Below are 22912 nucleotides of genomic sequence, written 5' to 3'. Positions count from 1 at the left end.
GAGAACCTGCTCCATTTGTTTACCTGTACGGACAAACATCGTGGACGGGGTCGCTGATTTTGCTTAGGGTGTGGCCATTCGATATTACTGGCAAGGTGGTCTGCATGCAGCGCGAACAGTTCCTGGCGCAACCTGAAATTGAGTCCTTCATCGCATGGCTTGCAGCGAATTTGCCGACGCTGACCTTCAAGCTGCGCTTCAAGTCGAGCAAATTCGTGCCTGGCGGTTTGACGGCTGATGTCCAGGGCATCGAGCAGGTGCTGGGGCACTATCGCTGGAAGGCAAGCTGGCAGGATGCTCACCAATGCTCGGTGGATTCACGCACCTGGGCTGAAACCCAACGCTCTCTCGGGCAACTTCGCGAATGGCTGACGAGTGCGGTCAATCAGGGGAATGACCAGCAAGCGCTTCAGGCCTGCCTGCAGATTCTTCGTTGGGGCGGTGTGCGGGGCGCCATTCCGTTTTTGCACCGACTGGCCGCAAACGGCAAGCTGTCGAGCTATCTGCAAAAGATGGCCGGGCTGATGTCGCTCGACGGCAAAAATGACCTGGATGATCTCGATGCGATCAGCGTCGAGCGTTTCGATGCGGGCCTGACCAAGATTCATGCGTTGTTTGATTCGTCGGGCTCCCCCATCTATGACAGCCGCGTCGGCGCAGCGATAGGCATGCTGTATTCACTGTTTCGCCAGCAATGGACGGGGAGCGGCAAACCCTTGCTGGCTTTCCCGTCCGGAGCCGCTCGTGGCAGCCAGATCCGCAACCCCGGAGCATTTTTGAACGGCCTGGCCGCGCCTCAGTTCTCTTCGATCAGCTATGAGACATGGGCCCGCTGGCAAGTGCGGTTGGGCTGGATTATCCGCGCCCTGCTCGAGCGCACCGGCTGGTTCGCCGAGCAAGGCGCGCTGCCTGCGCGGTGCCATGCGTTCGAGGCCAGCCTGTTTGTGCTTGGCTATGACCTGCGGTGCTTTGGGTGGACGCCTAAGTCAGCCGTGCCGGTGGTTGACCTGCCGGAACCCGAAGAACGTGACAGCACGGGCTGGGTGCCGACGGGGAACCCTTTCAGTCAGGTCATCAACGACTATCTGCTGTTCCGTCGCCAGGGTGGAAAAAGCGATAAAGCCTCGTTCGTTGACTGGTTGTCGACTCATCCGCACCACGCGCGTCCGATCTCGCGGGCTACCGCTCAGGACTACTGTTTTGCGTTTTCGATGCAGGAGTTCGACCTCTTCGACCGCTCACTCGAAGCGCTGGAGCGGATTGTCGCCGGTGGCGAGGACGGCTTGCGTGCCGTCTTGGCGAGCGAGGCGCTGGAGCCTTTCACCTTGGGCGATGAGCGCGTCAGTGTGTGTCTGGTAGACGTCATGATCACGGGGCGGGCGTATCAGCGAGAGTCGACCGGTGACGCGCGTGTCGAGTCGATCTTGAGCGCCGGGTACGCCGGCACGAAAAACAGCGCAAACACACTGATGGCCCTGGGGCGCAACGTGGGCAAGCACTTCGGTCTGCTGGACGACAAGCATTTGCCTACGCCGCTCTTCGAGCGTTTCTTCGGCGCATGTTCGCTCGAGGCGTGACGCTCACGACGTTGTGTGCGGGGCGGCCGATCACTCTGTTTGAGCGCATCGATGATCGCGCCGAGCTTGGCCTCAGCGACTGGCACCTCTGCGTGCTGTTCGATGAGGCGCCGCCTCTCGATCCGCCCGGCTTGAATCAGCGTGACCTGGCGGGCGACACGCCGCTGGACATGGCTTACCGGCTGAACCGCAGCGGCCTGATCGACACGCTGGAGTCACTCGGCGCCCAGGGCAACCCGCAGATTCGCGGCTGGGCCGGCCTGGGCAGCTTCATGCCCCACGACAAATACATCCACCTGCCTGCGCGATACGGCAATGTCAAAACCCTGCAAGCCCGCTACCGCCTGGGTGCCAGCCTCAATGACCGCGATGGGCTGGGGAACACGCCACTGCATTGGCTGCTGCTCAATGGCCACTTGAAGGCCGCGCGGTACTTCATCGACCGCGCCATGACGTTCGGTCTTGATCTGGGCGCGAAGAATCACCAGGGCAATACGCTGCGCAATATTGCTCTGCTCAACGGCCAGCATGAGCTGGCACAGCGCTTACTCGCGGCCGAGATCGACAATTGCCTGCGTGCGCTGCGCCTCTGGCAGGAAATGCGCCTCAATCATGCATCAACCACGGTCTCAACTCTTTGAGATTGGTGACCACGATCTGCTGGGCCTCGGGGTTGGTCGCCTGGTTGCGCGGGTCGACCTGATAGCGGCGCAAGACGTACTTCACCAGTGCCTTGCGACTGGACACCACCAGTTGCCCGTCGGTCATGCCGAAGTCGGTTTCGATGATGGCCTGCTGCGCCGCGTTCAAGCGGCCATCGGGGGCGAAGATGATCGGCACTTCGGTATTCCAGTCTTCGTCCAGTTCCCGTGTGTTCTGCGACGCGTCGAGCAGGTCCGGCTCACCGCGCAGGCGGCTCAGCACAAAGTCGCGGTACTGCCGATTCTTCTCGCAGTAAGCGCGCACATGCCAGCGCATCCCGGTGTACACCAGGGTGTGAGGGGCAATCAGGCGGATTTCCACGTTCGGGGTATTGAGCGATACGTACTCGGTCTCCAGGCGCAGACCGTCGCGGCATGCCGCGAGCAAGGGGCGCAGGATCTCCGGCCGGATCGGCCGGTCCGGCACTTCGAGCACCTTGGTATGGGCATAAGCCAGGGCCAGGCCTTCGATGTGCGGCGCCCGTTCATTGTTCTGGTAAAGCAGGTGCAGGTAGGCACTGGCGCTGTCATCGATGAACAGCGGCTTGAAGTGTTTGCTCGGTACATAGCCCTTGCGTTGCTTGTCATATGTCAAGTTTCGGGGCGCATGTTCATTGATGTAGGTATTGATGTCCTTGGAGGCTTGCTGGCGGCTGATGCCGAAGCTCTGGATCAAGTGCCCCGTGGTCAGGCGGCCTTCCCACCAGGCGACGGTCTCGATCAAACGATAGCGAAGTGCCAGGTCCCAGCGCACTTGTTCGATGGATTGCTTGCGTTTCATACCTGCTCCATGTGCGTGAATACTTTACCTGTATAAGTCTACATTCTATACCTGTCGTAAATCACTACATATCGTGTCGCTATCTTCGGAATATCTCGAAGGGATGGAAGGATGTGAACATGAGTATGTCGGAAGTGGTTTCGACGGGGGCATTGGCGGTGATGGGGATCATCCTGCTGGTGCTGGTACAGCATTGTTTGAAGTTGAGCGAGCTTTGGAAAATGGTTGCCCATTATCAAAAGGATCTGCGTTTGGCGCAGATCTTGGACATGGAAAACCGCGAGCTGCGGTCGGCGTTGCGCGCCGAGCGAGAACACGTCGCGCAGTTGCAGCGCAAGCTGGAATTGCTGCAAGCGCTGCTCCCGGTCACAGAATAATCCGCAGTATCGCCATCCAGGAGAACCCATTCATGCCGATAAAACCCAGACCCTTCACCTTTGTGTGTGAAGACTGCAAGTGGAAGAAAACCATTGCGCCGCGCAGTGACGCGCTGATGCCCGGCGACTGGTTCGCGAGCTGTCCGAAATGCGGAAGCACAGCCCTGAAAATGCGCGCGGCCGGGTGGTTGGAGGCAGCGCTGGCGGAGTGTGTGGCGCGGCGCTAGGCGTCGACAGCTACAGGCTGAACGCGTGGATCTTGGCGACGCTCAGCCGATCACCGTCTATACACCAGCGTATTGATACACCGTCGCGCTCCAATATTGGCTGCCATTGTGCTGTTGGCGGGTCCAACCGTCTGCGAGCAGGTGTTTGGCGATCATTCGATTCATCACGCCATGACCGAGCAGCAGAACTGGCCCTTCACCGGCGAGGGACTGCAGTCGTTGAGCGGCCGTGTTGGCGCGCAACCTTGCGGCGCCAGCGGATTCGATATTGCGTGAGTAACCGCACAGCCATAAGACCCGGAAGATAAATGCCCAGGTAAACGGCGATAGCCGGGGCAGTCGCCAACGGCCATAAGGCAGTTGCGCTTCGCAGAAAAGCGCGTCGACGACAGCAGGCTTCAGCCCGAGCACCTCGACCGAGGTCAGCGCACGAGGCGCGCTGCTTGAAACAACCAGGGTGGCGGCTGCGGCGAGTTGCTGGCTGGCGTCCGGAGCCGGATGGCGGATGATTTCGGATCGGTTGTATTGCTCGATCCAGTCTTTCATCTCGAACATCGAGATTCTTTCGCGCGCGGCCATCTTGGGCTGGCCGTGACGCATCAGGATGATGGTTTTGCTCATCGTGTGTTTTCGTCCTTGTTTGGCTTAATCACGCCATGTTTCCGATACCACGCCACAGTGTCAGAAACGGTCTGCTCCAGCACTCGAAAACTCAGGCCAAGCTCCTGTTCGCTCTTGTGGTGGTTAAAACAGGTACGGTGCTCCTCTCGTATCAATAGGCGCAACGTCGCCATGCTCAGCAAAATAGGCTTGCCGGTAACGCGCGCGTAAACCTCCTGCACCGCCGCCAACAGGTACAGTGCGGGCACTGGCAGTTGCCGAACAGGGGTTTTGACGCCAGCGATACGCCCCAGCACAGGTACCAACTGGCGCATGGTCAAGTTGCGACCGGCCGCGAGGTAGCGCTCTCCTCGCCGCCCATGTTTGGCGGCGGCGATCTGGGCACATGCCACATCGCGGGCATCGACCACGGAGAAGGTGCCGGGGATCAGCCCGGGTAACTTGCCGTTGATCACGTCCTTGACCAATTGTCCGGAGGAGGTCGGGCCCATATCGCCCGGGCCCCACATCCAGCCGGGCAGCACCATGCAGGCATGCATTTGGGGATGGGTTTCAAGGAACGTCAAGACGACACGCTCGGCGAGGATCTTGCTGCGGTAGTAGTCATCCGCATCGGCTTCGGCCCGCAGGCATGTCTCGTCGATAGAGGTGCCGGGGGCTCCGTCGAGCACGGCAATCGACGAGGTATGCACGAAGCGGCGGACCCCCGCGCGATAGGCCTGGTGAAGCAGGGCTTGCGTACCGGCGACATTGATCTTTTCGAGCGCTTCCCAGTGGCTGCCGCCCTTGTAGTTATCGCGAAAGAACGCTGCGGTATGAAACACCGTATCGCAGCCTTGCAACGATGTTGCGAACGCGTCGGTGTCGGCCATATCGCCAACGACCAGTTCCACGCTCGGCAGGTCGTTGAACTGCTGCTCACCCTTGGCCCGTGAGCGGACCAGGGCTTTGACGGCGTAGCCGTGTGCGACCAGTTCCCGCACCAGGTTGTTGCCCAGCAAGCCGGTTGCGCCAGTGACGAATGCGTTGCGCATGGGGTCCATAGTCATACATTTCATTCCAGTCGTTTCGAAGGCCGGTAGATATACCGTTGAGGCTGCGCCTGAAAAACAGCGACTACTGCATAATGGCTTTGCATATATGCAAACCCTGGAGGATGGGAGGTATGGCGTTGCAGGCAAATTGGGACGATCTTCGTCTGCTGTTGGCGGTCTCGCGGCGTGGCAGTTTTCTTCAAGCCGGCCAACTGCTGGGGATCGCGGCGTCTACCGTGTCCCGTCGCCTGACCCAGCTGGAAGCGGCCCTGGGTGAGCCGCTCGTTGAGCGCGGCGTTGAAGGCTGCTGGTTGACCTCGCGGGGCCAAGCCCTGGTGGACGTCGCGGTGGCAGCAGAGGCGGGCTTGAGGCGTCAGACGGCGGCGGAGTTGTCCGGGGAACACGCAGCGCTATGTGGCAGCGTGCTGGTCAGTGCCGGCGAGGGGTTTTCTTCTTGTGTGTTGGACGCCGCGAGCCGGTTTACGGCCCTGCATCCGCGCTGTTCCGTGGAGTTACTGGTCGCCACCGACTTTCACAAGATCGTCCGCGGGGTGGCGGATATCGCCATACGCACAGCGCACCTGGGCGAGCCATCGTTGATTTATCGACCCATCGGCAAGCTCGCCTATGGCGTCTTCGCTGAGGCCGGGTACCTGAAGCGATCTCCCGGGGTGACCCTGGCTACGGCGGTCAACATCGCCTTGCTTCCTCCGCTGGATATGTTGCCTCAAATGCGTGCCGCAAAGGCTGCGGGCCTGGACCGTGCGCAAATCAGCGTGAACTCGTTCGCCGTCCAACTGGAGTCGGTGCGGCAAGGCATGGGCGTGGCTGTACTGCCGCGTATTCTGGCGAAGGGCCTGACGGAGTTGTTCCCCGAGCTGGAACTTCCAGAGATGGAGGTCTATCTGGTAACCCGGCCTCAGGCGTTGAAACAGGCGCACATCAGATGTTTCTTCGACATTCTGGAGCAGGTATTGCTCGAAGTCCTCTGCGTCGGCACGCATCAAAGGGCGAACTGACAACGTCGCAGTGCGGATCGCGAAGAGGCACCGCTGATGGTTCTCGTCCGTTTCAGTCGATGAGTTGTCTTGACGGAACATTTCGCTCATCCAGGCGGTTACGTAACCTGATCCCAGGTAAATGCCGTGAAGGGATCGGTTATGAAGAGTGTTACTCGCGCCTCTTTGCGAGATGAGAATGATCATGTGCAGCGCCAACGCTCGCTGAGCGTTCTGGCGGTGCTCGTCGTGTTGTTTCTCGCGGCGATGGACAGTACTGCTGTCAGCACGGTACTGGCGCAGATCAATGCGCAAATGCAGGACGCGACGCTCTATCCCTGGGTGGTCTCAGGCTTCCTGCTACCCCTGGCACTCATTGCCCCGCTGGCCGGCGCACTGGCGGATCGGTTCGGGGTTTCGTCGATGATGAAGGTCAGCCTGCTGATCTTCATCGCCGCGTCGGCGCTGGTTGCCGCTAGCCAGAGCATGGTCATGCTGATTGCCGGCAGAGCGCTGCAAGGCGTCGGGGCGGGTGGCATCATCGTTCTTTCCTACTCGATGCTGGCGTCGCTCTTCGACGGGCCCAGGCGTGCCAGCATGCAGGGCATGCTCAGCAGTGTCTGGGGGCTGGCGGCTGTGTTGGGCCCGGTTGCCGGTACGGTGCTGGGCAACACCCTGAGTTGGCGCTGGGTATTCTGGCTCAATCTGCCGCTGGGCTGTTTGGCATTGGCGGTGTTGTGTTTCACACCTGCTATCGGTCGAGGTCAATCGACCAGGACGGTAGACCCGATAGCGCAGGGCCTTTTGGCCATTGCTGCTTGTGCGGGGCTGTTCATGTTGAGCAGTCAGCGTCTGGATATGATCCCATACCCGATAGCGACGCTGGCGTTTGTGGTGCTCATCAGTCTGGTCGCGCTGATAGCTCGCGTGCGTCAGGTACCTGCCGGTAGCCCAATGCCGTTTGGTTTCTTTGAACGGCCTGCACTGGGAGCGGTCATGGCGTTGGTGGTGATCTCCAGTATCGGTTTGTACGCCACGGTCAGCGTGTTGCCAATTGCCCTGAGCCATTCGCCGGGCAGCGCATTGTCGACCGGCGGGCTGATCATGCTGGCCGCGTTGGGCTGGGTAGGCGGTGCCACCGTCTGTGGCAAGCGTCTGGCGAATGTCGGGTTCAAGTCCATGGCTATCGTTGGGATGGCCATGCTGATGCTCGGTTGTCTGGGGGTGGCTGCGGGGTTGCACTGCTCGCAGTGGCTGCTGATGGGCATCGGTCAGATTCTGGTCGGGCTGGGTATGGGCTTTACAGCCACAACGACCCTGGTACTCGCACAGAACAGCGCCCCGCCTGATCAGTTGGGAGCCTATACCTCCACGGTGCAGTTTCTGCGCAACCTTGGCGCGGCGTTTGGCGTCAATGCACTGGTGGCTGTTGCGTTGTACCTGCCGCCAGACCAGTCCTACCCGGACACGTTCCTGTTGCTTGGTCTTTTGATGGCACTCGGTTTACTCTTTGCCTTCAAGCTGCCTGCGCGCGGTGGACCGCAGAAAGGGTAAGCAGAGTCGCAATGAGTTTCGTCGACCTGGATCACACCGCACTGGTTGTTGAACGGCAGTTAACCAAGCTGCCCGAGGCGGAGCGTCATGCTCATCAACACCCCTTCGGGCAGTTTGTGTTAGTCAAAAACGGTGTGCTTCATGGCAACGCCATCGAGCAACGCTGGTTGCTCAAACCGGGAATGGCGGTCTGGATTCCGCCACAGACCTTGCACTCGGGCGAGGCGTATAACCCGGTAGACCTCACGGTCTTGTACCTTGACCCTGACCTGTGCAAACACATCTCCCCGAGCGTCAAGCTGATCGATGCATCCCCGCTGATCATCGCCCTGTGCGAGCGGTTGGCCGAGCAGAGCACTCGACCGCTTTGCGAACAACGGCGCGCCTGCATGTTGCAGTTGTTGTTCGAGGAGATCGAAGAGCGGGTGCCCAGCAACATGGTCCTGCCTTTGCCGAGCGACGCACGGCTCAAGCGTGTGGCCGAGCAACTGATCGCCAGGCCTGGGATGCGCAAGAGCCTGACCGAATGGGGGCACGAGGTAGGCGCTACGGAGCGGACGCTGGCGCGGCTGTTTCGCAAGGATACCGGATTGCGCTACACGGACTGGCACAACCGCCTGCTCCTCGTGGAGGCATACCGAGGCCTGGCAGGCGAACACTCCAACGAGACCCTGGCGCAGCACCTGGGATTTGCGTCGGGGGATTCCTTTGGTCATTGGTTTCGGCGCATCACCGGCAGCAGCCCAGGCAAGGTGCGTAGCTCTTTGCAGGTTGCCAGCGCGTAAGTGCGGCCGCTGGCCCCATGAGCCCGCGCCCCTGAAGGGCGCGCGCTCATTTCTCGCTTGACCGCTCAACGGGCAAAAAAACGAGGCGCGCAAGGCTCATCCGGCGATGTACAGCCCGCCGTTCACGTGCAGTACTTCGCCGGTCATGAAACTTGAGCCGTTGCTGCATAGAAAGGCGATCACCGAGGCGATTTCGCTCGGTTGACCCAGGCGTTTGAGCGGGGTCTGCTCCACCGAATCGCTGCCGCGGCTCGCGATCAGGTGCTGGGTCATCGGGGTTTCGATGATCCCGGGGGACACCGCGTTCACCCGGGTCTGCGGCCCCAACTCCCGCGCCAGAGCGCGGGTCAGGCTCAGTAGGCCGCCCTTGGAGGCGCCATAGTGCGCGTTAGAGAACGCCCCCCGATGTGCGGCCACCGAGGTTAGGTTGACGATTGCGCTGTTGGCACGCAGTACCGGGATTGCCCGCTGGCACAGGTAGAACACGCCGTCGAGGTTGATGCCCAGCGTTTGGCGCCATTGCTCATCGGTCATTTGGCGAATCGGCTGCGACTGGTACAAACCGGCCGATGGCACCAGGAAGTCGATGCCGCCGAAGCGTTCGACGGCCAGTTGCACAGCCTTGGCCGAATCGGCAGGGTCGGCCGCATTCATCCGCAGGGTGGCGACGCGCTCGCCGCTGGCGTCCAGTTCCCGGGCGAAATCCGCCAGGCCGTCGCCGTCCAGGTCGGCGAGCACCATCGAGGCGCCGTACTGATAGAACAGCCTTGCCACTTCGCGGCCGATGCCACCGTTGGCACCCGTCAGCAGCAGGACGCGATTGTTGAAATCGTACATGGTCGTTGTCTCCGAAAGAGTGCCTGGGTTCATGGGCCGAGAATGCGCGCCAGATGTTCGTGTTGCAGGTCAACGCCGAGAAAACGACAGATCTGCACGATCTGGCCATAGATCATGTGTTGTCCATGGTGAACGCGGCAGCCGCGCAGCCGAGCCGCGGCCAACAGGGGGGTGTCGCCGGCGCGCATCACGGCTTCGCAGACCAGGGCATCAGCCCGCAGGGTGCTGGGGTCCAGCGGCAGGGCATCGTCGTCCTTGAGGCCCAGGGAGGTGGCGTTGATGATCACGTCGAAGTCCTGCGCATTGCTGTCGCTGGTGCTTAGCTCGACCTTGGGGAACTGCGTTTTCAGGCGTTCCAACAGCGCTTCGGCGCGGGCAGGGGAGCGATTGTAGATCGCTAGCCGTGCCGGTTCCTGCCGGGCAATCGCTGCGGCGATCGACTTGCCGGCGCCCCCGGCGCCCACCAGCAGCACGCGTTTGCCTTCCAGCCTATGACCTTGCTGATGCAGCCCGGCGAGCATGCCTTCGCCGTCGAAGTTGCCACCGATCAAGCGGCCGCTCTCGGGGTCGATCCGCACCGCGTTGACCGAGCCGACCTGGCGTGCGGTCTCGGTCAGTTCGTCGCAGTATTCAACGATGCTTTCCTTGTACGGGATGGTCACTACCAGGCCGTGCAGATTGGCGATGCCGGATACGCCGAGCAGCACCTTGTGCAGGTTCGACCCTTGCACGTGCAGCGGCACGCAGACCAGGTCGAGGCCCTGGTTGGCAGCACTGTGGTTGATCACTTGCGGGGTTTTTACATGGGCGATCGGATCGGCAACGATGCCGATCAGTTGCGTCTGGCCACTGATGTGCATGGGAAACCTCAACGGTAGGAGTGGGTACGGGCGGTCGTGCCGAGGCGCTTCTCATAAAGAGCCGGGCCGAAAAAGGGATCGAGTGGAAGCTGGAATACCGCGGGGTGGGCGGTCGTGCCGAGGGCAGGAGGGGTGTCGGAGGTGCGGATCAATGAAGCCAATGCTTGTAACAGTGCGCTGATAGAACTCATGAGCAGTAACCTGTCTGACATATTTTATTGTTGTCTGACATGATGGTAGAAGGCTTCGCTTTTCGGTGTCAAGGGTGCTGCCGGGAATCAGGCCTGCAGGTACATGTTCATCCGCTTGGCGGCATTGCGCAGATGGCGCTCGGCGGCTTCGCCGGCCAGCACCGGATCACGGGCCTGGATGGCCTGGAAGATGGCCTGGTGCTCGTCCTGCACGTCCTGGATCAGCTCGTTGTAGATTTCGGCGGTGTTGCTGCGAGCTTCGCGAATCAGGCGCCGGACGCTGTGGTCGAGGTACTCGTTGAGCGATTTGAAATGCGGGTTGTGCGTGGCCGCGACAATCGCCTGGTGGAAGGCATAGTCTTCTTCGTCCCCCAGTTGATCATTGACCATGGCGTATTCCATACCAACCAGTGCCTGGCGAATCTTCTTCAGGTCTTCGGGGGTGTGGCGCAAGGCTGCCAGGCGCGTGGCGCCCACTTCAATGGTGATCAGGAATTCGAGGATATGCAGCAATGCGTCCCCTTCACCCAGCGAGACTGCTTTCAAGCGAAACGCATGGCGCTCGCCGCGCTTGGCGACGAAGGCACCCTTGCCTTGCTGAGTGGTGATCAGCTCTTCGAACTTGAGCTGCGACAAGGCTTCGCGCACCACCGCCCGGCTGACCGAAAACTGTTCGCACAGTTGCCGTTCGCTGGGCAGTTGATCGCCAGTGGCCAGCCGCCCGGATTGGATCTCGCCACTGAGCCAGTGAACGATTTCCATGGGCAGGGGCTGGTTGGGGTGCGCGTTGTCGCTTTTCATGGTTCGGTCCTCTGCCAGGGGGCAGCACGGGTACGGGCATTGATGTGATGAGCTGTTGATAGTGACGGATTGAGCTGTGGTCTTACAAGTTTTTGAAAAAATAATCCAGGGTGGAGTTGTCTGTTTTAAAGGCCCGCAGGTGCATTTATAAAAAATAAATGCATAAATCGTGGTAGGAGTGCTTTGACTTCGCGGCAGGCTTGACGTAATTTTCGCCAACTGGTCAGACATGTACTTGCTGATGTACTACCAGATTGCAAATAACAATAAAAATTCGAGGTTTCCATGCACACCAAGACCACGCTGCGTCTGCTCACCCTCGGCACGACCCTGTTCGCCGGTATCGCCTGCGCTGATCCTTTGAAAGTGGCGTTGGTCGAGACCCTGTCGGGGCCGTCGGCCGCCACCGGGCAAATGTTCCGCGCCGCCACGCGTTTTCAGATCGAACGGCTGAATGCCGAGGGCGGTTGGAACGGCGAACCGATCCAGCTCCTCGAGTTCGACAGCCAGGGGACCCCCGCGGGCGCCTCCGAGAAACTCAAGGCCGCCATTGGCAGCGGCGCGCAAATGATTGTCCAAGGGGCTTCGTCAGTGGCTGCCGGGCAGATCACCGAAGACGTGCGCAAGTACAACCTGCGCAATAAGGGCAAGGAGGTGGTGTTCCTCAACGTCGGCGGTGAAGCGCTTGAACTGACCGGCAGCAAATGCCACTTCTATCACTTCCGCTTCAACGGTAACGCACCGATCCGGGTCAAGACCCTGGTCGCGGCAATGAAAGAGGCGGGCACCCTGGGCAGCAAAGTCTATTCCATGAACCAGAACTACAGCTGGGGCCAGGACATGGAAAAATCCATCACTGAAAACGCCGCGGCTGGCGGTTATCAGTTGGTGGGTAAAAGCCTGCACGACACGCAGAAGGTGCAGGATTTTTCGCCCTATATCGCTCGCATCCAGGCCTCCGGCGCAGAAACCGTGCTGACCGGCAACTGGGGCAACGACCTGTTGCTGCTGATGAAAGCCAGCCGCGCCGCCGGCCTGAAGCTGCGCTTCGGCACGGCCTTTCTCGATCAGCCGGGCAACCTCGCCAACGCCGGCGATGTCGCGCTGGGGCACTACGTTTCCCACCCGTTCAACATTGAGGCGGCGGGCGAGCAGGGCGAAAAATTTGCCAGCGAGTATCAGGCCAAGACCGGGCACCTGCCAGCCTACATCGAGCCACAGACGGTATTTGCCTTGCAGATGGTCGGCAATGTGCTGAAGAAGCTGCCGGCCGAAGATGGCCGTCTCAATACCCGCAGTTTCGCCCTGGCCCTGGAACAGGCCAGCGACCGCAACCCATTGGGTGACGTGCGGATGCGTGCCGAGGATCACCAACTGCTGATGCCGTTCGTGGTGTCGGTGGTGTCGAAGGAGGCGCGCTACAAGGTTGACGGCACCGACATGGGCTTTGTGCCGATCAAGTCGTTCAGTGCCGATCAAGCAGCAGCGCCTGTCCAGGATGCCTGCCGGATGCAACGACCCGAGTGACGCCGCCTGGCGTGCCGAGCGGCACGCCTTCCTGCCCATCGCGAACGCTGGAGTCGCCTATGGAATTTCTCACAGTTTCACTGCTTAACGGCGTGATCTACGGCCTGCTGCTGTTTATGGTTTCCGCCGGCCTGACGCTGATTTTCGGCATGATGGGCGTGCTCAATTTCGCCCATGCCTCCTTCTATATGGTGGGCGCCTACCTGGCCTACACCCTGCAGAAGGTTGTCGGCTTCACGACTGCGGTAGTGCTCTCGACCGTGCTCGTGGGCCTGCTCGGCGTGATCGTCGAGCGCTTCTTCCTGCGCCGCGTACACAAACATGGCCATGCTCATGAACTGCTGCTCACCTTCGGCCTGACGTTCATCATTGCTGAACTGATCAAGTTGTTTTACGGCAACTTTTCCGTCGAATACCGAGTTCCAGAGTTCCTCAACTTTGCCGCCTTCCAGGTGTTCAGCACCGACTATCCGTTCTATCGCTTGTTGATGGGCGTGGTCTCGCTGCTGGTGTTCGGCCTGATCTACCTGCTGTTGACCCGCACTCGGGTCGGCATCGTGGTGCGGGCGGCGATTCATCGTCCACAAATGGCCGAGGCCCTGGGGCACAACGTCCCGCTGGTGTTCATGGCCGTGTTCGGCATCGGCGCGGCACTGGCCGGCCTGGCCGGGGCTCTGGCTGGGGCGTTCTACACCACCAACCCGAACATGGCCCTGGAGCTGGGGGTCATCGTGTTTGTCGTGGTGGTGGTTGGCGGCCTGGGTTCGATGGCCGGGGCCATGATCGCGTCGCTGCTGATCGGGCTGATTTCTTCGTTCGCGGTGGGTGTGGACCTCAGCCTGGCTTCACTCCTGGGTTTGCTGGGGGCAGGTGACTGGGCGCAGCAGATGGGCGGGTTGATGACCCTCAAGGTATCCAGTGTGGCGGCAACCATTCCGTTTGCGCTGATGCTGCTGATTTTGCTGATCCGGCCGTCCGGGTTGATGGGCGAGAAGGGGTAAACCATGAAACTGACGAAAATCCTCCTGGCGGTGCTGTTGCTGGCCCTGCTGGTGCTGCCCGCCATCCTGCCGGCGGCGATGGTCAACGCGGCCATCCAGATGCTTATCGCGGCCTTGTTTGCCTGTGCCTTCAACCTGTTGTGCGGGCAGGGCGGCATGCTTTCGTTCGGTCATGCGGCGTACTTCGGCGTGGGGTCGTTCGCTACATTGCATGCGATGAGTGCGCTCAATGGCCAAGGCCTGCTGCCGACACCGTTGCTGCCGCTGATCGGTGCCATGGGCGGCTTTATCTGCGGCCTCTGCGCCGGTTGGTTCGCCACTAAACGGGCGGGCGTCTACTTCTCCATGATCACCCTGGCGCTGGCCGAGTTGCTGCATTCCCTGGCCCCGCACCTGAATACGCTGTTTGGCGGCGAGGCGGGTATTTCGTCCATGCGCGCCCCTGCCTGGGGCCTGGATTTCGGTGACGCGACCCAAGTGTATTACCTGACGCTGGGTTGGGTGGTGCTGTCGATTGCCTTGCTCTACGCCTTCACGCTGACGCCCATGGGGCGCCTGACGTTCGCCTTGCGCGAGAACGGCCACCGCCTGCAGTTCCTGGGCTACAACGTTCACCGCTTGCGAGTGCTGGTGTTTGCCTTGTCGGCGATGTTTGCCGGTATTGCCGGTGGCTTGCAAGCACTGAACCTGGAGTCGGCCAACTACGTGCTGTTCGACATGCGTTTTTCTGCCGAAGTGGTACTCAACACCTACATCGGCGGCGTCAACGTGTTCCTCGGGCCGGTGCTCGGCGCTGCCCTGATGACGTTCTTTGGCAACGCCGCCTCTGACCTCACGCAATCCTGGTTGCTGTATCAGGGCCTGTTGTTCGTACTGGTGATGATGTTCATGCCCAGCGGCCTGGCCGGGCTGGTGCTGTGCTGGAGTGCGCAGATCCGTCGGCGCGGTTGGCTGGCGATCATCCCGGCGGCGTTCTCGGCGCTGCTTGGCGCTGGGGTGTTGAGCCTGGCGGTGGTGTTTTTGATCGAGACGTTGCAACGCGTATTCAGCCAGGACTATCAGGCCCTGTTGATGACGGACCAAGCCTGGCCGGCGATCAGTCTGTTCGGCCGCGAATGGCTGCCGGGCGCGCTGCTGACCTGGGCCACGCCGTTGCTCTTGGGGGTGGCCGGGCTGTTGGTCCTGAAACTGGCCCGCCACCAATGGCTGCGCCTGCTGGATGACGAACCGGTGGTCAACGCCGCCGCACTCAGGCCTCGGGTCGAAGGAGAACAACCATGAGCGATGCGATCCTGCAGTTACGCGATGTGCATAAGTCGTTTGGCGAGGCTCACATCATTCGGGGGGCGCAGCTTGAATTGCGTGCCGGTGAACGTCATGCGGTGATCGGTCCCAACGGGGCCGGCAAATCGACCTTGTTCCATCTGATCTCCGGGCAGTTGCAGCCCAGTAGCGGGCAGATCCTCCTGGGCGCGGAAGCGATCCAGGGCTACTCGCCACAGCACATCAATCACCTGGGGTTGTCGCGCTCGTTCCAGATCACCAACATTTTTCCCGGGCTCTCGGTGTTCGAAAACCTGCGCATCGCGGTGATGCGCAAGCACCGGATGCAATACCACTTCTGGCGCTCCGTCCAGCGTTACCCCGAGGTGCGCGAGCAGACTGAGCAATTGCTCGAACAGGTGCGGCTACAGGACAAGCAAACGGTGTGCGCGGCCGAACTCTCTTACTCCGAACAGCGCGCCTTGGAGATCGGCATGACCCTGGCCTGTGACCCTCGGGTGATCTTGCTCGACGAGCCGATGGCGGGCATGTCCCATGAAGAAACCGACTACGCCCTGAACCTGATCCGCGAGGTGACCCAGGGGCGTTCGCTGCTGATCGTCGAACATGACATGGACGTGGTGTTCTCCCTGTGCGACCGCATCAGTGTGCTGGTCTACGGCGAAGTCATCGCCACCGGTACACCGGACCAGATCCGCGCAGATCGTCGGGTGCAGGAAGCCTACCTGGGTGAGGAGCAATGTGCATGAACCCTACTTCGCAAAACCTGCTGTCGATCAGCGACCTGCATGTGCATTACGGCAAGAGCCATGTATTGCATGGGGTCGATCTGCACATCGGTCACAACGAGGTGGTGAGCCTGCTCGGGCGCAACGGCGCCGGGCGCTCGACCACCATGAAAGCGGTCATGGGCCTGGTGCCGCCCAGTGCCGGCAGCGTGCAGTTGGCCGGGCGCGAGTTGACCGGGCTGCGCCCCTATCGCATCAGCCGTGCCGGCATCGGGTTCGTCCCGGAGGAACGTGAGGTCTTCGCCAACCTCAGCGTCGAGGAAAACCTGCGCATGGGCCAGCAAGCGCCCACCGACGGCGCCACTGCGTGGACCGTCGAGCAGATGTTCGAGTTTTTTCCGCGGCTGCGCGAGCGCCGTAACACTGGCGCGGGCAACCTTTCGGGGGGCGAACAGCAGATGCTCACCCTGTGCCGGTCGTTGCTGGGCTGCCCCAAAGTGCTGCTGATCGATGAACCCACCGAAGGCCTGGCGCCGAAGATTGTGGCGGTGGTCGCCGAGGCTATTCGCGAGATCCACCGACGTGGGGTTTCGATCCTGCTGGTGGAACAGAAGCTGACCATCGCGCTTAAGGTCTCGTCGCGAGTCTGCGTGATGGGGCATGGGCGGATTGTCTTCGAGGGCACGCCGCAGGCGCTGACCGACGATGCGAATTTGATGAAGGAATGGTTGGCGGTCTAGACCGACCGCCAGCGTGTTCAACCCGGCAGGTTCGCCTGCCAATTTCCCCCCCGATTGTGTGGCAGCACGTGTGCTTGCCAGGGGGTTCTGCGTTTTAAATCCACCGGGAAAAACAATAAAAATGAGCCTGCCTAATTACATCACCGTACAACCCCTGCTGTTGCTCAGCGTCTTGCCGGGCCTGGTCCTGGCCCAGGAGCAGGGCTTTATCGAAGGCGCAACGGCCAACGTGCTGATGCGCAACTTCTACTTCAACCGCGACTTTCGCGACAGCGGTGCCGCCCAGGCCAAGAGCGAGGAGTGGGCGCAGGGCTTTCTGCTTAACGCACAGTCCGGCTACACCCAAGGCACCGTGGGTGTCGGCGTCGATCTGATCGGCCGTCTCGGGGTCAAACTCGACAGCGGCAGTGGGCGTGCTGGCAGCCTGTTGTTGCCGGCGGACGGCAAAGGCTCGGCGGATGATTTTTCCAGCCTGGGGGCTGCGCTCAAACTGAAACTGTCGAAGACCGAGCTGAAAGTCGGGGAGCTGCTGCCGAGCCTGCCCATCCTCCAGTACAACGATGCGCGGTTGCTGCCGCAAACCTTTCAGGGGGCGATGCTGACTTCGAAAGAAATCACCGGGCTGACCCTCAATGCCGGGCAGATGCGCTCATTCACTCAGCGCAACTCCAGTAACCGCGAAGACCTGTTTATTGATGGCCGCTCGTTCGCCACGTCCGACCGCTACAACTACCTGGGTGGCGAGTACCGCTTCAACCAGGAGCGGACCATGCTCGGCCTCTGGGGCGCAGAACTGGAGGATATCTATCGCCAACGCTTAGTCCAGTTCGCCCACAAGCAACCGGTCGGTACCTGGACGCTTGGGACCACTGTCGGCCTGCTCGACTCCGAGGAACAAGGCCAGGCCAAGGCCGGCAAAATCGACAACCGCTCGTTCTACAGCACCCTCAGCGCGGCACATGGCGGGCACACGCTGATGGCCGCCTGGCAGCGCATGTACGGCGAAGACGGGACCATCTGGCTAAGCCCGACCACCACCGTGCTGCCCAGTGATATCCAGGTGCGCAATTTCGCCTCCGCCCAAGAGAAAGCCTGGCAGCTGCGATACGACTACAACTTTGCCGCCATGGGGGTGCCAGGGCTGACGACCTTCGTGCGTTACGTCAGTGGCGACAACGTACTGGTGGCGGGCAGCAACGACGGCAAGGAATGGGAGCGCGATTTTGACGTGTCCTATGTGATCCAGAGCGGCGCGCTGAAGAACCTGGGCCTGCGCTGGAGAAACGCCATGGTGCGTTCCAGTTTCGGTCCGTCAGTCGACGATAACCGACTCATCGTCAGCTACAGCCTGGCGCTGTTCTGATCGATATGCCGACTATTCCGGTAACAATTTCCTTTGACAGACCCCGCAGTGCGGGTTAGTTTTTCTGAGCTGGTCAGACAAGTTGTTTTAAATGTATGACCAGCTACAAAAATAAGTGAGAACCTCATGTCCTACTCAGATAGCTCAGCACCTGCGTCCGTACAACCACAGCCTGAAACGGCTGTTTTCCAGCACAGCGCCTATGCCGGCATCCACGACAAGGTGGTGGTGGTCACCGGTGGAGGCAGCGGTATCGGCTTGGCACTCGCCAAAGGTTTTGCTCGCAACGGCGCGCACTTGCTGCTGATCGACATCAACGCTCAAGCCATGGCCGACGCCAAGGGCGAGTTGCAGGAAGCCTTCCCCAATAGTCGAGTCGAATGCTTCCAGGCTTCGGTTGCTGACGAAGATGCGGTTGAAGCGGCCTTTGCCCACGCCAAGGCCTGTTTCGGGCGTATCGACGTGCTGCTTAACAACGCCGGCGTATCGATCAACAAACCGTCGCTCGATATCAGCCCGGCCGAATGGCGTCGGGCCGTCGAGATCAACTTCAACAGCGTGTTCTTCTGCGCCCAGGCGGCGGCCCGGCACATGATCGAGCAGCAGGCGGGCGTGATCATCAACACCTCGTCGATGTGGGGCGTGTCCCACTCCGCCGATCGCACGGCGTACTGCGCGACGAAGGCCGCCGTGGTCTCTATGACCAAGTGCCTGGCAGTGGAATGGGCCCGCCATGGCATCCGCATGAACGCCATCGGCCCTGGCTATACCCGCACACCGTTGGTGGAAGAACTGCAACGGGCCGGACGCCTGGACGTCGAGGCCCTGCGCAAGCGCACGCCGTTGCAACGCCTCGGTGAGCCGGGCGAGATGGCCGAGCTGGCGCTGTTCCTGGCGTCCAGCAGCGCGACGTTCATCACCGGGCAGATCTACGTGTCGGACGGCGGCTGGACCGCCAACGGTTTCTAGTTCGCCTTCGTTGTGGCGGCCCGCCGTGGCCCGTCGATTCGAGTTCTTTGTGGAGAAGTGAAATGCCGAAAAGTGTTGCCTTGTCGCCGGCCTCGCCGTGGGTCGAGCTCAGTTCCACCGATGCCGACTGGAAGCAGGCCGACCCTGCGTTGCTGGGCACGATGCTCAGCCAGTTGCACCTGATCCGCGCCTTCGAGGAGACCGTGCTGGAACTGGCCGGAGAAGGCCTGGTGCATGGTCCGGCGCATTCGAGCATCGGTCAGGAAGGGGGCGCGGTAGGTTCGATCGTTGCGCTGGGCGCGGCGGATGAAGTCAACGGCTCGCACCGTGGTCATCACCAGTTCCTGGCCAAGGCGCTGGTCTACCTGATGCCCGAGGGTATCGACCCGAAAGCGCCGGTCACTGCACCCATCCAGGATCTGCTGCAACGTACCCTGGCGGAAATTCTCGGCCTGGCCCAAGGGTTCTGCAAAGGCCGGGGCGGTTCGATGCACCTGCAGTGGGCCGAGGCCGGCGCCCTGGGGACCAACGCCATTGTGGGCGGTGGTGTGCCGCTGGCGGCCGGTGCCGCCTGGGCACACCGGCATGCCGGGACCGACACCGTGGCGGTCACCTATTTCGGTGACGGCGCGGTGAACATCGGTTCGGTGCTGGAGACCATGAACCTGGCGGCGGCCTGGAAACTGCCGCTGTGTTTCTTCATCGAGAACAACCTGTACGCGGTGTCCACCACGGTTGAGGAGGCCACTGCCGAGCCGCGCCTGTCGGCACGCGGGCTGGGTTTCAATATTCCGAGCTGGAAGGTCGACGGCATGGACCCGCTGGCGGTTTACCTGGCCATGCAGCAAGCCCTGGCGCACATGCGCGCCGGCAACGGACCGACCGTCATCGAGGCCGATGTGTACCGGTTCTTCCATCAGAACGGTCCGTTCCCCGGCAGCGCATTCGGTTACCGCAGCAAGGAAGAAGAGCAGAGCTGGCGCGCCCGTGATCCGCTGGAACGCCTGGCCCGCGAGATGAAAAAGCGCGACCTGATCGACGACGCCGGCCTGGCCGATCTGCGTGAAACCATCAAGCTGGCCATGGCCCAGGCGGCGGCTGAATTGCTTGAAGCCGACCCGGCGGGCAAACCGGGCAAGCGACGGATCCGTCCCCAGTTGTGGCCTTCGCCGGACTTTCGCGATGTCGGGATTCGTGGCGACCTCAGCGAACTGGCCACGGCCCGGACCTGTGAACTGGCGACCTATCGCGGCGGCCTGCAGCAACGCAAGTTCATCGACGCCATCGCCGACGTGATGAACCGACGTATGGAAACCGATGACAGTATCGTGGTCATGGGTGAGGACGTACACCGTCTCAAGGGCGGTACCAACGGCGCCACGCGCGGCCTGAAAGAGCGTTTTCCGCAGCGCATCCTCGGTACCCCGATCAGCGAGAACGCCTTCTGCGGGCTGGGTGGCGGCATGGCGCTGGACGGGCGTTTCAAACCAGTGGTGGAGTTCATGTACCCCGACTTCATGTGGGTCGCCGCCGACCAGGTGTTCAACCAGATCGGCAAGGCGCGGCACATGTTCGGCGGGCAGAGTGACGTGCCGCTGGTGCTGCGCACCAAGATCGCCATGGGCACCGGCTACGGCTCGCAGCATTCCATGGACCCGGCCGGCATCTACGTCACCAACCCGGGCTGGCGCATCGTTGCCGCGTCCACGCCGTTCGACTACATCGGCCTGATGAACACCGCGTTGGCCTGCAAGGACCCGGTACTGGTGATCGAGCACGTCGATCTGTACAGCCACAGCGGTGAAGTGCCGGTGGACGACTTGGACTATCAGATTCCATTCGGGACCGCCGCCGTGCGCCGAGAAGGCCGTGACCTGACCATCCTCACGTACCTGAGCATGGTCGGACACTCCCTGGAAGCCGTGGAGCAGACCGGCATCGATGCCGAAGTCATTGACCTGCGTTTCCTCGACCGCGCCAGCTTCGACTGGGCCACGGTCGAGGCGAGTATTCGCAAGACCAATAATGTGCTGATCGTCGAGCAGGGCGCCCGAGGGACGTCCTATGGCGGTTGGCTGGCCGACGAACTGCAGCGCCGTTGCTTCGACTGGCTCGACCAGCCGATCCAGCGCGTGACCGGTGGCGAAGGCTCACCGAGTATTTCCAAAGTCCTGGAGCGCGCCGCCTGTGCCCGCACCGAGGAAGTGATCGAAGGCCTGCAACAGGTCATCCGTGAAAAAGGGGCACACCAATGAGCGTGAAGATGCTGGTTCCAATGGAAGTGGGGATTTGCTGCGTCGATCTCCCGGCCCTCAGCCGTTTCTATCAGGACGTGCTGGGTTTCACCTTTGTCGCACAGGTGCAAATGCCGGCCGCCGCCGCGCAGTTGGTGGGCCTGAGCGAAGGCGGCTACAGCGTGGTGCGTCTGCAGACGCCTTACGGTGAACGGATCAAGTTGCTGGCGCCTGAGCGGGCGCCGGTCCGGCCTGAACCGGGGCTGATTCTCGACCGGCAGAATGCGAGTTACCTGACGTTCATCGTCGAAGACATCGCCAGCCTGGTGGACGACCTGAAAAATGCCGGTGCGAGCTTCTGCGCCGAGGCTGCCCCGATCCAACTGCGCCCCGATGTGAAGGCGCTGTTCTGCCGCGACCCGGAGGGCAACGTGCTGGAACTGGTGGAGTACGCCGATATCGCCGCCTACCGTCCCGATCTGTTCAGCGACAGGAGCGCCTGATGGCCAAGCTCTTACATATGCCGGAAGTGTCGGCCAACGCCACCCACGCCGCGATCCAGAACTGGACCCTCAAGGAAGGCGACACCATCAGCGCGGGTGATTGCATTGCCGAGATCGAGACCGAAAAGGCCTTGGTCGAACTGGCCGCTGAGGAAGATGCGGTGCTGGGCAAGATCCTGGTCGAGCCGGGGCGCGAAGTGGAAGTGGGCGCGCCGATCGGGGTGCTGTTTGCCAGAGGCGAAACCGATGTCGACATTGCCGCGCTGTTGGCCAAGGCCGGTGCGCTGGCGGCGGCCAATGAGCCGGTGGTGGATGACGCACCGGTGCTCCAGCCTCGGGCCGAGGTGGCGCCTGCGATTGACGCGCACAGCGGGCGGATCTTCGCCAGCCCTCTGGCCCGCCGCCTGGCAGCGGCCAAGGGGCTTGACCTGGCGAGCCTCAAGGGCAGCGGGCCGAACGGGCGCATCGTCAAACGCGACGTCGAGGCGGTCGCCGTTGCCGCTGCGGTGGCCGCACCGACGCCCGTGTCGACCGTCGACTTTGATGAAATCCCCCACAGCAGCATGCGCAAGACCATTGCCCGCCGCCTGGTGGAGAGCAAGGCCACGGTCCCGCATTTCTATCTTGATGTGGAATGCCGGATGGAACCTCTGCTGGCCCTGCGCGAGCAGGTCAACCGGACCGCAGCGAGGAAGATTTCGATCAACGACTTCATCGTCAAGGCGGCGGCTGTCGCCCTCCAGCAAGTACCGGCGATGAATGTGACCTGGACCGAGACGGCGCTGCGCCGCTACCACCAGGCGGATGTCTGCGTGGCGGTGTCCACCGAGAGCGGCCTGATCACCCCCGTGGTGCGCAATGCCGACAGCAAGGCCCTTTCGCAGATCAGCGCGCAGGTGGCGGAGTTGGCCGGGCGCGCCCGCGACGGACGTCTGCGCCCCGAGGAATACCAGGGCGGCAGTTTCACCATCAGCAACCTGGGGATGTTCGGCGTCGAGCAGTTCAGCGCGATCATCAATCCACCCCACGCCGCGATTCTGGCGGTGGGTGCGACGCAGCAAAAACCGGTGGTTGAAAACGGTGAGCTGAAGGTCGGTGCGGTACTGCGTTGCACGTTGTCGGTGGATCATCGGGCCGTGGATGGCGCACTCGCTGCGCAATGGTTGGCGGTGTTCAAGGGCCTGATGGAAAACCCGCTGGGCATGCTGATTTGAGAGAG

At 61.6% G+C, this 22912-nt stretch carries 23 protein-coding genes; 16 read left to right on the top strand and 7 right to left on the bottom strand.

The window, feature by feature from the left end; translation table 11 throughout:
• Positions 1-104: 104 nt before the first annotated feature.
• On the top strand, positions 105-1577 hold the full coding sequence (locus PverR02_RS27390; RefSeq protein ID WP_079444754.1) for a hypothetical protein: 1473 nt from the start codon (positions 105-107) through the stop codon (positions 1575-1577).
• Positions 1559-2218: an ankyrin repeat domain-containing protein gene (locus tag PverR02_RS27385; RefSeq protein ID WP_186357210.1), complete on the top strand. Its 660-nt coding sequence runs from the start codon at positions 1559-1561 to the stop codon at positions 2216-2218. The genes PverR02_RS27390 and PverR02_RS27385 overlap by 19 nt, the downstream gene beginning before the upstream one ends.
• On the opposite strand, the gene PverR02_RS27380 is transcribed toward PverR02_RS27385, so the two are convergent.
• Positions 2184-3059 (bottom strand): WYL domain-containing protein, encoded by an 876-nt coding sequence (locus PverR02_RS27380; RefSeq protein WP_017847330.1) that lies wholly within the window; start codon positions 3057-3059, stop codon positions 2184-2186. The two genes, PverR02_RS27385 and PverR02_RS27380, sit on opposite strands and share 35 nt — an antisense overlap.
• A gap of 119 nt (positions 3060-3178) precedes the next feature.
• Here PverR02_RS27380 and PverR02_RS27375 point away from each other — a divergent pair, with 119 nt between their 5' ends.
• Entirely contained in the window at positions 3179-3436 is a 258-nt protein-coding gene (locus PverR02_RS27375) for a hypothetical protein (protein WP_079444752.1), read from the top strand.
• Between the two features lie 284 nt (positions 3437-3720).
• Here PverR02_RS27375 and PverR02_RS27365 read toward each other — a convergent pair whose 3' ends face one another.
• Entirely contained in the window at positions 3721-4284 is a 564-nt protein-coding gene (locus PverR02_RS27365) for a histidine phosphatase family protein (protein WP_017847333.1), read from the bottom strand.
• Positions 4281-5318 carry an SDR family oxidoreductase gene (locus PverR02_RS27360; RefSeq protein ID WP_079445043.1) on the bottom strand — a complete coding sequence of 346 codons (1038 nt, stop codon included), beginning with the start codon at positions 5316-5318 and terminating at the stop codon, positions 4281-4283. The genes PverR02_RS27365 and PverR02_RS27360 overlap by 4 nt, the downstream gene beginning before the upstream one ends.
• Before the next feature lie 131 nt (positions 5319-5449).
• On the opposite strand from PverR02_RS27360, the gene PverR02_RS27355 reads away from it, so the two are divergent.
• The 3 genes from PverR02_RS27355 to PverR02_RS27345 all read left to right on the top strand — a co-directional run bounded on the left by PverR02_RS27355 (position 5450) and on the right by PverR02_RS27345 (position 8655).
• Complete coding sequence (locus PverR02_RS27355; RefSeq protein ID WP_079444751.1) at positions 5450-6337, top strand: LysR family transcriptional regulator; 888 nt, start codon at positions 5450-5452, stop codon at positions 6335-6337.
• Positions 6338-6523: 186 nt separating this feature from the next.
• Positions 6524-7870, top strand: a complete 1347-nt coding sequence (locus PverR02_RS27350; protein ID WP_227778738.1) for an MFS transporter — start codon at positions 6524-6526, stop codon at positions 7868-7870.
• 11 nt (positions 7871-7881) lie between these two features.
• Positions 7882-8655: an AraC family transcriptional regulator gene (locus PverR02_RS27345; protein WP_079444749.1), complete on the top strand. Its 774-nt coding sequence runs from the start codon at positions 7882-7884 to the stop codon at positions 8653-8655.
• 96 nt (positions 8656-8751) lie between these two features.
• Here PverR02_RS27345 and PverR02_RS27340 read toward each other — a convergent pair whose 3' ends face one another.
• From PverR02_RS27340 to PverR02_RS27330, 4 genes are all read right to left on the bottom strand, one after another.
• Positions 8752-9492 (bottom strand): SDR family NAD(P)-dependent oxidoreductase, encoded by a 741-nt coding sequence (locus tag PverR02_RS27340; RefSeq protein ID WP_046382002.1) that lies wholly within the window; start codon positions 9490-9492, stop codon positions 8752-8754.
• Between the two features lie 29 nt (positions 9493-9521).
• On the bottom strand, positions 9522-10352 hold the full coding sequence (locus PverR02_RS27335) for a shikimate dehydrogenase family protein (protein ID WP_079444748.1): 831 nt from the start codon (positions 10350-10352) through the stop codon (positions 9522-9524).
• 8 nt (positions 10353-10360) lie between these two features.
• Positions 10361-10543, bottom strand: a complete 183-nt coding sequence (locus PverR02_RS32120) for a hypothetical protein (RefSeq protein WP_126587246.1) — start codon at positions 10541-10543, stop codon at positions 10361-10363.
• 87 nt (positions 10544-10630) lie between these two features.
• Positions 10631-11344: a FadR/GntR family transcriptional regulator gene (locus tag PverR02_RS27330; RefSeq protein WP_046382004.1), complete on the bottom strand. Its 714-nt coding sequence runs from the start codon at positions 11342-11344 to the stop codon at positions 10631-10633.
• A 285-nt stretch (positions 11345-11629) separates the two neighbouring features.
• Between PverR02_RS27330 and PverR02_RS27325 the strand changes: the two genes are divergently transcribed.
• From PverR02_RS27325 to PverR02_RS27280, 10 genes are all read left to right on the top strand, one after another.
• The gene (locus PverR02_RS27325; protein WP_079444747.1) at positions 11630-12871 is read left to right on the top strand and encodes a branched-chain amino acid ABC transporter substrate-binding protein; all 1242 of its coding nucleotides are present in this window, start codon (positions 11630-11632) and stop codon (positions 12869-12871) included.
• Positions 12872-12930: 59 nt separating this feature from the next.
• The gene (locus PverR02_RS27320) at positions 12931-13872 is read left to right on the top strand and encodes a branched-chain amino acid ABC transporter permease (RefSeq protein WP_046382005.1); all 942 of its coding nucleotides are present in this window, start codon (positions 12931-12933) and stop codon (positions 13870-13872) included.
• Between the two features lie 3 nt (positions 13873-13875).
• Positions 13876-15153: a branched-chain amino acid ABC transporter permease gene (locus PverR02_RS27315; protein ID WP_057005098.1), complete on the top strand. Its 1278-nt coding sequence runs from the start codon at positions 13876-13878 to the stop codon at positions 15151-15153.
• Positions 15150-15905, top strand: a complete 756-nt coding sequence (locus PverR02_RS27310; protein ID WP_046382007.1) for an ABC transporter ATP-binding protein — start codon at positions 15150-15152, stop codon at positions 15903-15905. Before PverR02_RS27315 ends, PverR02_RS27310 begins: the two co-directional genes overlap by 4 nt.
• Positions 15902-16624 (top strand): ABC transporter ATP-binding protein, encoded by a 723-nt coding sequence (locus tag PverR02_RS27305; RefSeq protein ID WP_079444746.1) that lies wholly within the window; start codon positions 15902-15904, stop codon positions 16622-16624. The genes PverR02_RS27310 and PverR02_RS27305 overlap by 4 nt, the downstream gene beginning before the upstream one ends.
• A gap of 115 nt (positions 16625-16739) precedes the next feature.
• Complete coding sequence (locus PverR02_RS27300) at positions 16740-17987, top strand: OprD family porin (RefSeq protein WP_372812282.1); 1248 nt, start codon at positions 16740-16742, stop codon at positions 17985-17987.
• Between the two features lie 126 nt (positions 17988-18113).
• Positions 18114-18956: an SDR family NAD(P)-dependent oxidoreductase gene (locus PverR02_RS27295; RefSeq protein ID WP_079444744.1), complete on the top strand. Its 843-nt coding sequence runs from the start codon at positions 18114-18116 to the stop codon at positions 18954-18956.
• A 62-nt stretch (positions 18957-19018) separates the two neighbouring features.
• A complete protein-coding gene (locus tag PverR02_RS27290) occupies positions 19019-21211 on the top strand; it encodes an alpha-ketoacid dehydrogenase subunit alpha/beta (protein WP_057005097.1) in 2193 nt (730 codons plus the stop codon).
• Positions 21208-21693, top strand: a complete 486-nt coding sequence (locus PverR02_RS27285; RefSeq protein ID WP_046382011.1) for a VOC family protein — start codon at positions 21208-21210, stop codon at positions 21691-21693. Before PverR02_RS27290 ends, PverR02_RS27285 begins: the two co-directional genes overlap by 4 nt.
• Positions 21693-22907 (top strand): pyruvate dehydrogenase complex dihydrolipoamide acetyltransferase, encoded by a 1215-nt coding sequence (locus PverR02_RS27280; RefSeq protein WP_079444743.1) that lies wholly within the window; start codon positions 21693-21695, stop codon positions 22905-22907. Before PverR02_RS27285 ends, PverR02_RS27280 begins: the two co-directional genes overlap by 1 nt.
• Positions 22908-22912: the final 5 nt, after the last annotated feature.

This window comes from Pseudomonas veronii (genome assembly GCF_002028325.1).
GTDB lineage: Bacteria > Pseudomonadota > Gammaproteobacteria > Pseudomonadales > Pseudomonadaceae > Aquipseudomonas > Aquipseudomonas veronii.
This window is presented reverse-complemented; position numbering and strand designations above follow the sequence as displayed.